A 12,965-nucleotide genomic window follows, 5' to 3' on the forward strand; every position below is an offset into this window, starting at 1 on the left:
TAGAAATTTTTTTCTAACGGGGACTGTTATTGACATGACATGTCTCTTGCTTCAGGAGGGAGAAGCGTGAACAACCGAAAGAAGAGCTACGTCGCTGTCCTGCACGTCCTTGCCATACTGGTGTCCATTTGGGCATTCTACCCTTCTGGTTCATCCGAAGTGCGGAGCGTTCAAGCCATGGCCGATTTTGCGGCTGTGACGGGATCGGGCGGGGATGACGGCGGCTACGATGCATATGTGAAAGCCCATTCGGCTGCTAAGCGCCCGGATCAGGTTATCCGGATCGAGGGCGAGAGCTTTACCCAAACCGACGGGCCGGGATTCGAGGTCGTCCATCCGTCAGGGGAAACCGCCGTCCTCACGCCGGAGTCAGGTTCCATCAGCTGGAACGTGCCCATCGAACAGGCGGGCCTGTACAACATCCGAATCCGGTATTTGCCGGTTGAAGGCAAAAGTTCCGCGATCGAACGCGGATTGACAATCAATCAACAGCTGCCCTTTAAGGGCGCCGACCTGGTTACGTTTGACCGGGTCTGGGGCAACCGGGACGACAAGATCGGTCGCGATGACAGAGGGAACGAGCTGCGTCCGAGTCAGGTAGAGAAGCCGATCTGGCAGGTCGAATCCGTCACCGACCGCAGCGGTTATTATGACGAACCCTATTTGTTCTATTTTGACAAAGGCAACCAAAGCGTGACCTTGACGGCATTGCGTGAGCCTATGGCCATCGATTATATCGAGCTGTACCAGGAAGAAGCATTAAAGACGTACGCAGAAATCAAGAGCGATTATTCAACCGAAGGGCTGCAGCCGGTCAAAGACCAATACACCCTGATTCAGGCAGAGGATGCGGTGTATAAGTCCTCTCCGACCTTGTATCCGGTTTCTGACAGATCGAGCCCGACGGTTATTCCATACGATGTGTCCAAAATTCGGATCAACACGATCGGAGGGCTGAACTGGAAGCTGCCCGGACAATGGATCGAGTGGGAATTCGAAGCGCCGGAGGACGGCTTGTACCAGATCGCTTTAAAAGAGAAGCAGGATCAGCTGCGCGGCGTCTTCGCCACGAGAAGCCTGACGATTGACGGAAAGGTTCCGTTCAAGGAGATGAAGCGGATCCCTTTTGAATTCAGCAGGGACTGGAGCATGTACGTCTTGGGAGAGGATGAGCCGTACCTGTTTCATTTGACCCAAGGCAAGCACCGGATTCGCATGACGGTTTCCCTTGGCGAGCTGGCCCCGCTGATCCAGACGATCGAGTCTAGTGTGCTGCAGCTAAACGAAATGTACCGCAAAATTCTGATGATCACATCCAATTCGCCCGATCCGTACCGGGACTACCAATTGGAGAAGCGGATCCCGGAAATGGCGGAGGTATTCCGCAAACAAGCCGAAACGATCCAAAGCGTGGCCGATTACCTGGAACAAGCGACAGGCGAACAGAGCGACAAGGTGGCCATTTTGCACACGATGGTCAAGCAGCTCCAAGAGATGGCCAAACGGCCGGATACGGTTGCGAACCGTTTGGAGGCGTTCAAGACCAACGTCGGCGGCCTGGGTACCTGGATTCTGACCGTCCGGGAACAGCCGCTTACGCTGGATTATCTGGTCGTTTCCTCCCCGGATCATAAGCTGCCGAGAGCGGATGCGTCGTTTCTGCAGGTGGTGAAGCATGAAGCCGGGGCGCTTACCGCTTCTTATACCGAGGATTACGACAGCATCGGCAATACCGGCAAGCAGAAGCGGTCGACGACCGTTTGGATTACGACGGGGCGGGATCAGGCACAGGTGTTAAAAAACCTGATCGATGATTCGTTTACCCCGAAATCGGGCATTTCGGTCAATCTGAAGCTCGTACCCGCCAACATCCTTCTGCCCGCGACGCTCGCCGGGGAAGGGCCGGACGTGGCAATGCAGATCGGCGAAGACGTGCCCGTGAACTATGCCATGCGGGGAGCCGCCGCCGATTTGTCGAAATTTGCCGATTATAACGAAGTCGCATCCCGCTTTCGCGACAGCGGATTGGTGCCTTACGAATATGACGGAGGCGTTTACGCGCTGCCGGAGCAGCAGTCGTTCCCGATGCTCTTTTACCGCAAGGATATCCTGAAGGAGCTTAACCTGGAGCCGCCCCAGACGTGGCAGGATATCTATAACATGATTTCGGTTTTGCAGAAGCACAACATGGAATTTTATCTGCCGATCGAGGCCGCCAACGCGAGCCTGGTGCCGAACCCGACGTTCTCCATGCTGCTGTACCAGAACGGCGGCGAATTCTACCGGGACGGCGGCAGAAAGAGCGCGCTGGATTCCGAAATCTCCATGGATGCCTTCAAGAAATGGACGCAGTTCTATACGAGCTACAAGTTCCCGCTGCTTGCCGACTTTCCGAACCGGTTCCGTACCGGCGAAATGCCGATCGGCATCGCGGATTATACGACGTACAACATGCTGACCGTCCTCGCGCCGGAGATCAAGGGGCTATGGGAATTTACCATGGTGCCCGGCACGGAGAAGAACGGCACGATCCATCATGAAGTGGCAAGCCACACGACCGGCGTGATGATGCTCGAGGGCGCACGGGATCAAGAGGCGGCTTGGGAGTTCATGAAATGGTGGACGGATAAGGATACCCAAATCGCATACGGCCGCGAGATGGAAGGGCTGATGGGCGAGGCGGCCCGTTATCCGACAGCCAACGTCGAGGCGCTCGAGGAACTGCCTTGGCCGGTTAAAGACTATCGTAATCTGGAGAATCAATGGAAATGGGTCCGGGGAATCCCTCAAGTTCCGGGCGGCTATTTTACCGGCCGGCATCTGGACAACGCATTCCGCAAAGTCGTCAACGCCAGCGAGAATCCCCGCGAGGCTTTGTCGGATTACCTCTTGTACATCAATGACGAAATTGCGGTCAAGCGGAAGGAATTCAATTTACCTGAACAGTAAGGGGGGAATCGGATGCAAGCCGAAACAACCAGCAAGGCCGCCGTATCGAGCCTCGTGCAGCCGAAAAAGCAGTCGCGGCTGGCCAACGTCTGGAGAGAGCTGAAGAAAAACAAGCATTATTACATCCTCATGAGTCCGTACATGCTGATCTTTTTTGCCTTTACGGTGGTTCCGGTCGTTTTCTCGATCGTTCTCAGCTTCTTTTACTTCAATATGCTGGAATTCCCCCGGTTTGTCGGGTGGCAGAACTACTCCAGATTGTTTTTGAATGATGACGTCTTTATGATCGCTTTGAAAAATACGCTGCTGTTTGCGGTCATTTGCGGACCGATCAGCTACATTGCCTGCTTTCTGTTTGCATGGATTATCAATGAGCTGTCCCCGAAGGTCCGCGCGTTGATGACACTTGTTTTCTATGCGCCGTCGATTTCCGGCAACGTTTTCTTTATTTGGCTCATTATTTTTTCAGGCGACAGATACGGCTATTTGAACGGCTTTTTAATTAAATTCGGCTTTATGCTGGAACCGATTCAATGGCTGACGAACGAGAAGTACATTTTGCCGATCATCATGATCGTCCAGTTGTGGCTCAGCCTGGGCACCAGCTTCCTGGCTTTTATCGCGGGCCTGCAGACGATCGACAAGTCCCTGATTGAAGCCGGAGCGATCGATGGCATCCGCAACCGCTGGCAGGAGCTGTGGTTCATTACGCTGCCGTCCATGAGGCCACAGCTGATGTTCGGCGCGGTTATGCAGATCACCAGCTCGTTTGCGGTGGCCGATATCTCGGTGGCGCTCGCCGGTTTTCCCAGCGTCAACTACGCGGGGCATACGATCGTCACTCACTTGATGGATTACGGAACGATCCGCTTTGAAATGGGGTATGCGTCCGCGATTGCAACGGTGCTGTTCGCCATGATGCTCGGTGCCAACAAATTGACACAGCGATTGCTCAGAAAGGTAGGGGAGTGATTTGGTGACGAGAATGATGGCCGCCTTTCGCATGCCGAGAAGGCTGAACCGCTCTTTTACCGTCAGCTTTATGCTGTTCGCGTTCCTGGCCGTATTCGGCGCATTCATGGCGCTGCCGCTGATCTACGCCGTTAATAATGCTTTTAAACCGCTGAACGAACTGTTTCTGTTTCCGCCGCGTTTCTTCGTGAACAATCCGACGATGGACAACTTTTACGATCTGGTGGCGTTAATGGGAAATTCCTGGGTTCCGCTGTCCCGGTATATCGTGAATACGCTCTTCATTACGATTGTAGGGACCGTCGGCCATATCCTGCTGTCTTCTGCTGCGGCCTATCCGCTGGCAAAATACCGTTTTCCCGGGTCCAGAATCCTGTTCTCAATCGTCGTCATGTCCTTGATGTTTTCCGGGCATGTTACGGCGATTCCCAACTATATGGTGATGTCGTGGCTCGGCTGGATCAATACGCACGCATCGATTATCGTCCCGTCGCTTGCGTTCCCGCTAGGCTTATTCCTGATGAAGCAGTTCATGGAGCAGATTCCGGATGCCCTGCTGGAAGCGGCCAAAATCGACGGGGCGAACGAATACCGGATTTATTGGACGATCGTCATGCCCAATGTGAAGCCTGCTTGGCTAACGCTGATGATTTTGCAGTTTCCGATGCTGTGGGGCTCGGACGGAGGCAATTTTATTTACAGTGAGAACCTCAAGACGCTTCACTACGCCTTAGGCCAAATCACCGCGGGCGGGATTGCCCGGGCCGGCGTGGGAGCTGCCGTCGCGCTGATTCTGATGGTCGTGCCGATTACACTCTTTATCATTTCGCAGAGCAACGTCCTTCAGACGATGGCGACCTCCGGAATGAAAGAATAGAGGGGAGACTAGCACGATGCGAATGAGCATACCGAATGTGAAAAAGTACCTCCTGGCGGCTGCCCTCTGCTGCCTGCTGGGGACGAGTATAGGCGTAAATGCGGCTCACGCCGAAGGCAGCGGCTCCTACAACTATTCCTTCTGGAATGACACGACGCCGGCTCCTGCCGCGTATGAGGCCACGTCCTTGCTGAACGGCGCGCAGCTTGGCGTGGGCCCCTTCAAAAACCCAAGCGACATCCACGTAACGGCCGACAAAGAGATTTACGTGCTCGATTCCGGCAACAACCGCATCGTCGTCCTCGACGAGCATTTTAAGCCGGTTAAGGTGGTGGATTCCTTTGACTACAAGGGGAAGAAAGATACGTTCAATAACCCGCAAGGGATCTTCGTGACCGACCGGAAAGAGCTCTTTATCGCCGATACGGGCAATAAACGGGTGGTTCATCTGGATTCAAACTTAAGGGTGGCGGGGGTGCTTGAAGCGCCGAAGTCCGACCTGCTGCAGGCCAATTTCGATTTTCAGCCGGTTCGGGTGGTTGTCGACACGGCGCAGCGGATCTACGTCATGTCGACCGGCGTATTTGACGGTTTTATGGAATTCAATCCGGACGGGGCGTTCACCTCGTTCATCGGCGCCAACCGGGTGACGGTTGATCCGGTGGAGCTGTTCTGGAAAAGGATGTCTACGCAGGCGCAGCGGAGCCAAATGGTGATGTTCACGCCTACCGAATTCACAAATCTGGATATGGATGACGAAGGCTTCATTTACGCAACAAGCGGTGACTACTCGAATAACCCGATCAAAAAACTGAACGCTCAGGGCAACGATATTCTCCGGCGGACGGGATATCTCAGCCTGGTGGGGGATATCCGGTATTCAAAAGATGTCGGCCCTTCACGGCTCATCGATATCGATGTCACCGACAGCGAAATGTATTCGGTCCTCGACTCGAAGCGGGGCAGGATCTTCACTTACAGCGGGGATGGACATCTGATGTACATATTCGGCGGCTTGGGCAACCAAATGGGCCAATTTAACACCCCCGCGGCGATTGAACGGGTCGGGGACGATTTTCTTGTGCTGGATAAGGCATTCGGCGAGATAACGGTGTTTCAGACAACAGCGTACGGCCGGATGTTGAACGAAGCGGTCCGGAGCTACTACAGGGGCGATGAGGAAAAGGCGTTTGATCTCTATCAACAGGCGATCAATATGAATGCGAACCTGGAATTTGCTTATTCCGGCGTGGGCAAGGCCCTCCTTCGGAAAGGGGACTACAAAGGGGCGATGCAGTACTTCAAGGAAAGTTACGATCAAGTCAATTATTCAAAGGCGTACCTGCTTTACCGCAAGCAGGTGATGAGGGAATACTTCCCGGCAGTCATGACCGGATTGATCGTGCTTGCCGCTGCTCTCCTGTTCTTCAAAAAGCTCCGGAAGCGGATGAGGAGACAAGGAGGTGTTACGATTGAATCGTGAGCTCGTAAAATACCCGCTTTATCTCATCGTGCATCCGTTTAACGCCTATTGGGACTTGAAATACGAACGAAACAAGCGGCACACGCTGATCGCTTCCTTGATCATTTTGTTTTTGATGATCATCACCAATGTCCTTAGCAACCAGTACAGCGGCTTCCTGGTCAAAATCACCAATCCGGATGATATGAACAGCCTGATGGAAGTAGTGTACATCGTTGTCCCGGTCTTGTTCTGGTGCGTGGCCAACTGGTCGCTGACGACGCTCATGGACGGCGAAGGGAAGTTCGTTGAAATTTTTACGTCGACGTGTTTTGCCCTCGTTCCGATGATGATCATCAACTTCCCGTGGATCTGGCTCAGCAATATCATATCGCTGCAGGAGACGGCGTTTTATAACTTCTGCAGCACCGCGGCCTTCCTCTGGTCGGCGTATCTTTTGTTCGTCGGCAACATGACCGTGCATCAATACTCGCCGTCGAAGACCATCGGGACGATCCTGCTGACGATCGTGGCGATGGGATTTATGGCTTTTATATGCCTGCTGTTTTTCGGACTGATTCAGCAGATGATTTCGTTCGTTCACGTCATTTATCAGGAAATCATGCTGAGAAACTAAAGAAAGGAGGAGAAACCATGCGCAAAGCCAGAATCGCCCTGTGGCTCCCTGCACTGATCGCGGGGATCGCGCTGGCCGGCTGTGCCGATTCGAACGCCGCCCGCTCCGGGGCCAAGGATGCACCGGCGGCTGCAGCCCAATTCACCAAGGGCCAGCCTTTGAAGGCGGCTTTCACCGACGCCCGCGCAGCCGGCATGAAAGGCGTGGCCGAAAATGAACGACTGCGGCTGTTCGTGGATGAGAGTACGGGTGCTATTGCTGTGTTAAATAAGGATACCGGAGAGACGTGGTACAGCAACCCGCCGGAGCAGGGCAAGGATCCGCTCGCCTCGGGGGTGAACAAAGCCAACCTTTCTTCCCAGCTCAAGATCGATTATTACAACAATTTCGGCCAGGTGAATTCCATCAATACGTTCACGGACAGCGTCTCGCATAAGCAGATCAAATTCGAACCGATCCCAGGCGGAGTAAGGGTCACGTACCAGTTCGGAACGGCCGTGAAGTCAGCGGCCGATTTGCCGATGATGCTCAGCAGCGAGCGGATCGAGGCGATGCTGGGCAAGCTGGACAAAACGGGGCAGCGGGCTCTGAAAATTGCCTATAAAGAAGATCCGGATAAAAAGGTGTATGTCCGTAACGACAGCGCCTTAAATGGACTGCAGCTCGATCGCGCTTTCAAGGCATTCGACGATGCCGGATATACGGAAGAGGACCTGATGAAGGACATGGAGGAGCTGCATTTTACACAGGAGAAGCCGGAACCTCGGATATTCCTCGCATCGATCGAATATGCTCTGGACGGCGGCAGCCTAGTCGCCAAAATCCCTTCATCCGGCATTCAATATCCGAGCGCATATCCGATCGGGAATATTTCCTTCCTCAGCTTTTTTGGCGCCGGCAGTTCCAAGGAGAAGGGGGCGATCTTCGTGCCGGACGGATCCGGTGCGCTCATCCACTTCAACAACGGGAAGAAGCAGTATCCCGCTTACCAGCAGCCGGTGTACGGGGAAGACCTGACGATGAAGACGACCGAGGATGCCAAGACCGAGCAGGCGGTCCGGCTGCCGGTGTTCGGCATCATCCGGGAAAGCGGCGCGATCCTCGGCATTATCGAGGAAGGCGCATCGGCTGCGGCCATCCATGCCGATATTAGCGGAAAGCTGAACAGCTATAACTATGTATATCCCAGCTTCAATGTCATGAACAAAGGAGAAGTGACACTGCAAGCGAACGGCCAGGAGCGTACGCTCCCCAGGTTCCAGGAACAGGCTATGAAAACGGATTTTACGGTCCGGTACGCATTCCTGAACAAAGAGGAGGCTTCTTACCAAGGCTTGGCCCGCTACTACCAGCGTTATTTGGAGCAGCATGGAGGTCTCCCTAAGCCAGAAGAGGCTACCGCAGGTACGACAGATACGCCGTTCTACCTGCAGCTGGTCGGCGGCATCGCCAAAGAAAAGCATTTCGCCGGCATTCCTTACCGGACCATTGAGCCCCTCACGACGTTCGAACAGTCGGAGGATATTATCAACCAGATGAAGAGCCGCGACATCTCCAACATCAAACTGAAACTTTCGGGCTGGTTCAATGGCGGGATGGATCATGAGGTTCCGGATCACATTTCGGTCGACAAGGCGGTCGGCGGCAGCAATGGATTGCAGAGCTTCCTGTCGTTCACGAGGGATCAAGGGGTTTCTTTCTTTCCTGATGTAGCCGTTTTGACCGCGAATACAGGAAAGGGATTCAACGAGAACGCGAATGCTGCGAGAACGCTGAGAGGCGTTCCTGCTGCTCTTTATCCGCTGGATCAGGCACTCAATCGAAGGGAACGGGATAAGCCGCCTTCTTATGTTGTATCACCTCGGCTTACTGTTCCCTATACCAAGTCGGTGCTGGAGGGCTTGAAGGGGTATCAGACAGGCGGCATTTCACTCCGGGATCTCGCCGATCAGCTCAACAGCGATTACCGCAAGCACAATCAACTGGATCGCACGCAGTCCGAGAAACTATCGGTTCAGGCGCTGGGCAGCATCTCGCAGCAAAATTTGAAGGTCATGGCAGACGGCGGCAACGCTTATGCGCTTCCATTCTTGTCGGATATTACGAACGCGCCGATGTCCGGCAGCCGATTCAAGATCGAGGACGAAGAGATCCCATTCTATCAAATGGTCATTCGGGGGTCTGTCGACTACACGGGAAGCCCGTTTAACCTGTCAACCTATACGGATGAACGGCAGTATATCCTGAGATGCCTCGAATACGGAGCGGGCGTGTACTTCGAATGGATCCATGAACCGAATGACAAAGTAAAGGATACGGATTATAACGAGTTGTATGCCGTCCATTACAAGCAGTGGATCGACCAGGCCGCCGAAATGTACCGTGAAGTGAACGATGTGCTGAAGAACGTCCGGAATGAGCCGATCACGGGCCATGAGAAGCTTGGCGAAGGCGTATTCAAGACCGTGTACGGGAACGGCGTATACGTCATTGTGAACTATAACCGTACGGATGTGACGGTGGACGGCCAAACGGTGAAAGCCGAGAGCTATTTGACAGGTGGTGTGCAATCTTGAAGTCGATCATGAAAATCGGCGCGAAGCGGCGGACGTACGCCGAACAGAAGGCGCTCTGGGGCTTTATCTACGTTTTGCCGTGGCTGCTCGGATTCCTTCTCTTTTTTCTGATACCCTTAATTTCCTCATTAAGGTACAGCTTCAGCTCCATCGAAGCCAATGCTAACGGCATGAACATCAGCTTTATCGGCATCTCCAATTACGTGGAAGCCCTTACGGTCAATACGAGCTTTAACCGTACGCTGACGACCTCGATCGTAAACATGGTCATCAACGTGCCGCTCATTGTGATCTTCAGCCTGTTTTTGGCTGTACTGCTGAACCAAAGGTTTGTCGGCAGAGCCATTGCCAGATCGATTTTTTTCCTTCCGGTCATCCTGGCGTCCGGAGTCATTGCGAATTTGGAGACATCCAGCCTCGTTCAGGCCATCAATGAGCAGAACGCCGGCGGTGCCGTGAGCGGCCTGGGGACCAGCGAGCTGACGCGGATCATGGTCAATTCCGGTGTCAGTGATAACATCGTCGCGTACCTGACCAGCGCTGTGGATCGCATCTACCAGATCGTCAGCCAGTCGGGCGTGCAAATTCTGATCTTCCTAGCAGGGATCCAGTCGGTATCCCCCCAGCTGTATGAGGCATCCAAGATCGAGGGAGCGACCGGTTACGAAGCGTTTTGGAAAATCACGCTGCCCATGGTCAGTCCGCTCATCCTGGTCAACGTGATTTATACGGTGATCGACTCGTTCTCCCGGAGCGAAATGACGACGCTGATCAGGGAAACGGGATTTACGAATTTCAATTTCGGACTCAGCTCAGCGATGGCCTGGATTTACTTCCTGGCGATCATGGTTATTTTGCTAATCATTACGTTTTTCATTTCCAAAAGAATTTTCTATCAAGAATAGAAGGAGCGTGAGCAGCGTTGATCATCGCCCGTTTGTTGTCGCTCGAAAGCTGGAAGCGCTGGCTGTGGACCGTCGTGCGGCTGGTCCTGATGGCGGGACTGTCGTTTGTCATTCTGTACCCCATTCTTCAAAAGATTTCAACGGCCATCAAAGACAAGAGCGATCTGTATTCGCCGATCGTCGTCTTTATCCCGGAGCATTATTCGCTGGACAATTTCAAAAAAGCCATCTCGATCATGGATTACTGGCACACGCTGTTCAATACGTTTACGTTATCGGCCATGACGACGATCCTGACGGCCGTGTCCTGCGCGTTTGCAGGCTACGCTTTCGCGCGGCTTAAATTCAAAGGCAGCAATTTGCTCTTTGGAGGCGTCATTCTGACCATTCTGGTGCCGCCAACGACCATTCTGATACCGATCTACATGAATTTGAAGGATTTCAGCCTCATGGGGCTGATCCCGCTGCTGACCGGGAAGTCGGTGAACCTGCTGGATTCGTACTGGCCTTTCTTTCTAACCTCAGTCACCGCAAACTCGCTGAAGGCGGGTCTCTACATTTTTATTTTCAGGCAGTTTTTCCGGGGGATCCCGAAAGAAGTGGAGGAGGCGGCTTATATTGATGGGGCGGGCGTAAGCAAAACTTTTATGCGCATCATGCTTCCGAATGCCGTTCCGGCCATCGTTACCGTGCTGTTGTTTTCATTCGTATGGCAGTGGAATGACAGCTTCTTTACGACAACGTATTTAACGTCGGGCAAAGTGATGTCCACCCAACTGGCGTCGCTGCCGCACAACCTCTCCATCATGCTCGAGGGCGGGGTGGCGACCAACAAGGATCCTTTCTATATGAGCATGGTCCAGGATACCGGCATCTTGCTGGCGATCCTGCCGCTGATCATTATTTATTTGTTCGTGCAGCGTTACTTTGTGGAAAGCATCGAACGGACCGGCATCGTCGGGTAAGGTCGGGTTATGGTATTAACGAAAAAGCAGCATGCGGTCCCGCATGCTGCTGCTCTATTTTATTTATCTATAAGGAGAAGGTTTCTATTGGAAACGGATAGAAAGCTGCTTGATTATTACCTCGCGCTGAAAAGCCCGGAAGCTGCGGAATGGAATTTGTCACCGGAGTGCCTGTACGCAGAGTGTATGACAAGGGATTATGTCAGAAGATATGTGGCTCTAAAGGACGGTATTAGGGTGTGCAATGTTGGGATCGGAACTGGCGACTGGGATGACTATCTTGGATACTGGCTGAACGGCACAGGAACGCTGACAAGCATCGATTTGGATCCGGAAATATGCAGTATATTCTCGATGAGACAGCATCTAGAAGGACATCCAAATCGTTCGATGGTTAAGAACCAAAGTATTTTTGACGTCGATTTGCCATCAGCATATTTTGACCTTGTGACGCTCATTGGTTCTACAGTGAATGAAACGGGCGATTTCGATCGCTGTATCGATGCTTGCATGAGCCTGCTCAAACGGGAAGGCTGCCTCTTGTTCATGGCACATTTAAGCAGGAATCCTGTCAAAGAACTGGTGGATTATGCAAAAGATCGTGATCTTCGCATTGAACAATTAGAGCAATACGACACTTTTTCAAAATACCCGTTTTATATTTGCAAGTTGAAGAGAAACAGCTTGCAAAATGAAATCTCAAAGCCGTAAATCACCCGACTGCCGATACTCACGAGGCGTGCAGCCCACGATACGCCGGAATTGTCTGGAGAAATGCTCGACATTTTTGTATCCGCACAGCTCGCTGATATCAGCGATTCGAAGCGATCCGTGGATCAGCCTTTCCTTGGCGAGGCGGATCCTGCACTGGATTACGTCGTCCATGCAGGAAATCCCGAAAGTCGCCTTATACAGCGTTTGCAGGTACCCGGGGCTCAAGTGTACGTCATCGGCCATGGAAGGGACGCTCCATTCAGCGCCGGGACAGTTATGGATCGCCTTGCGCAGATTCAACAGTTTCTGGTAATGCGGCGAATTTTCCTTGGATTGAAAAGCTTCGAGCAGCTTGTTGAACAAAATCCGAAACAGGTAGTCGATCGAGAGCTCCCGGTAATCGCAGCTGAAAAAATTTTCGGTGGCCAGAAGCTGGAACAGCTGGCGGCAGTATCCGGGATCCGGGACCGGAATCGGAACGCCCTGCGGAAGTGTCGTCTCCAGAACGTAGGATTCGTCCGTCTCGAAACGGACCCAGTCATTCACAAATTGGCCTGAGCAGGCGCGGTACATAATCTTTTGCCGAGGGGGAAAGAGAACGGCACAGTTTGCCGGGTACTCCCGGATTTCTCCTTGAACCCAGAACTCAGCCGGCGTTTGCGTAAGAATCAGCAGCCAAAAATCATGTCCATCCGGAATGTCATAAATAAAGTCTCCGGGATGGGCGGCATCATATCCGACATAGTAAATGGATGTCGTCATCACGATCTCCAATCTTAGAATAGATCAAGTTTCTGTCAGCATAGATCATTCATTGCTAAGATGTCCTAATTTATAATTTCATAGTAAACCCAATATAAAGTCAATAGAACAATCAGAAATGGCGTTACTCCGTCAGCAAATCCGTA

Annotated in this window: 10 protein-coding genes; 9 read left to right on the plus strand and 1 reads right to left on the minus strand. The window is 52.8% G+C overall.

Features of this window, described 5'->3' with window-relative positions:
• The first annotated feature begins 66 nt into the window (after positions 1 to 66).
• The 9 genes from MKY74_RS12625 (at position 67) to MKY74_RS12665 (ending at position 12,054) form a co-directional block, all read left to right on the plus strand.
• Positions 67 to 2,949, plus strand: a complete 2,883-nt coding sequence (locus MKY74_RS12625; protein ID WP_076169190.1) for an extracellular solute-binding protein — start codon at positions 67 to 69, stop codon at positions 2,947 to 2,949.
• Positions 2,950 to 2,961: 12 nt separating this feature from the next.
• Positions 2,962 to 3,921: a carbohydrate ABC transporter permease gene (locus tag MKY74_RS12630; RefSeq protein ID WP_076169189.1), complete on the plus strand. Its 960-nt coding sequence runs from the start codon at positions 2,962 to 2,964 to the stop codon at positions 3,919 to 3,921.
• Positions 3,922 to 3,934: 13 nt separating this feature from the next.
• Complete coding sequence (locus MKY74_RS12635; RefSeq protein WP_089550090.1) at positions 3,935 to 4,798, plus strand: carbohydrate ABC transporter permease; 864 nt, start codon at positions 3,935 to 3,937, stop codon at positions 4,796 to 4,798.
• 16 nt (positions 4,799 to 4,814) lie between these two features.
• Positions 4,815 to 6,281 carry a hypothetical protein gene (locus tag MKY74_RS12640; protein ID WP_076169188.1) on the plus strand — a complete coding sequence of 489 codons (1,467 nt, stop codon included), beginning with the start codon at positions 4,815 to 4,817 and terminating at the stop codon, positions 6,279 to 6,281.
• Positions 6,262 to 6,897, plus strand: coding sequence for a Yip1 family protein (locus MKY74_RS12645; RefSeq protein WP_084203819.1), 636 nt, complete (start codon positions 6,262 to 6,264; stop codon positions 6,895 to 6,897). The genes MKY74_RS12640 and MKY74_RS12645 overlap by 20 nt, the downstream gene beginning before the upstream one ends.
• 17 nt (positions 6,898 to 6,914) lie before the next feature.
• Positions 6,915 to 9,473 carry a DUF5696 domain-containing protein gene (locus MKY74_RS12650; RefSeq protein ID WP_076169186.1) on the plus strand — a complete coding sequence of 853 codons (2,559 nt, stop codon included), beginning with the start codon at positions 6,915 to 6,917 and terminating at the stop codon, positions 9,471 to 9,473.
• On the plus strand, positions 9,470 to 10,378 hold the full coding sequence (locus MKY74_RS12655) for a carbohydrate ABC transporter permease (protein WP_076169185.1): 909 nt from the start codon (positions 9,470 to 9,472) through the stop codon (positions 10,376 to 10,378). The genes MKY74_RS12650 and MKY74_RS12655 overlap by 4 nt, the downstream gene beginning before the upstream one ends.
• Before the next feature lie 17 nt (positions 10,379 to 10,395).
• Positions 10,396 to 11,343, plus strand: a complete 948-nt coding sequence (locus tag MKY74_RS12660; RefSeq protein ID WP_076169184.1) for a carbohydrate ABC transporter permease — start codon at positions 10,396 to 10,398, stop codon at positions 11,341 to 11,343.
• 87 nt (positions 11,344 to 11,430) lie between these two features.
• A complete protein-coding gene (locus tag MKY74_RS12665; protein ID WP_144025372.1) occupies positions 11,431 to 12,054 on the plus strand; it encodes a class I SAM-dependent methyltransferase in 624 nt (207 codons plus the stop codon).
• On the opposite strand, the gene MKY74_RS12670 is transcribed toward MKY74_RS12665, so the two are convergent.
• Positions 12,043 to 12,819 (minus strand): helix-turn-helix transcriptional regulator, encoded by a 777-nt coding sequence (locus MKY74_RS12670; protein ID WP_076169183.1) that lies wholly within the window; start codon positions 12,817 to 12,819, stop codon positions 12,043 to 12,045. The two genes, MKY74_RS12665 and MKY74_RS12670, sit on opposite strands and share 12 nt — an antisense overlap.
• Between the last annotated feature and the right edge of the window lie 146 nt (positions 12,820 to 12,965).

It is taken from the genome of Paenibacillus sp. FSL R5-0378, from assembly GCF_038009285.1.
Lineage (GTDB): Bacteria > Bacillota > Bacilli > Paenibacillales > Paenibacillaceae > Paenibacillus_AQ > Paenibacillus_AQ favisporus.

Excerpts from the sequence above, each read along its gene's own strand:
- MKY74_RS12670 (WP_076169183.1), bottom strand. The coding sequence starts at position 12,819 with ATGACGACATCCATTTACTATGTCGGATATGATGCCGCCCATCCCGGA.
- MKY74_RS12635 (WP_089550090.1), top strand. The coding sequence starts at position 3,935 with ATGATGGCCGCCTTTCGCATGCCGAGAAGGCTGAACCGCTCTTTTACC.
- MKY74_RS12630 (WP_076169189.1), top strand. The coding sequence starts at position 2,962 with ATGCAAGCCGAAACAACCAGCAAGGCCGCCGTATCGAGCCTCGTGCAG.
- MKY74_RS12640 (WP_076169188.1), top strand. The coding sequence starts at position 4,815 with ATGCGAATGAGCATACCGAATGTGAAAAAGTACCTCCTGGCGGCTGCC.
- MKY74_RS12650 (WP_076169186.1), top strand. The coding sequence starts at position 6,915 with ATGCGCAAAGCCAGAATCGCCCTGTGGCTCCCTGCACTGATCGCGGGG.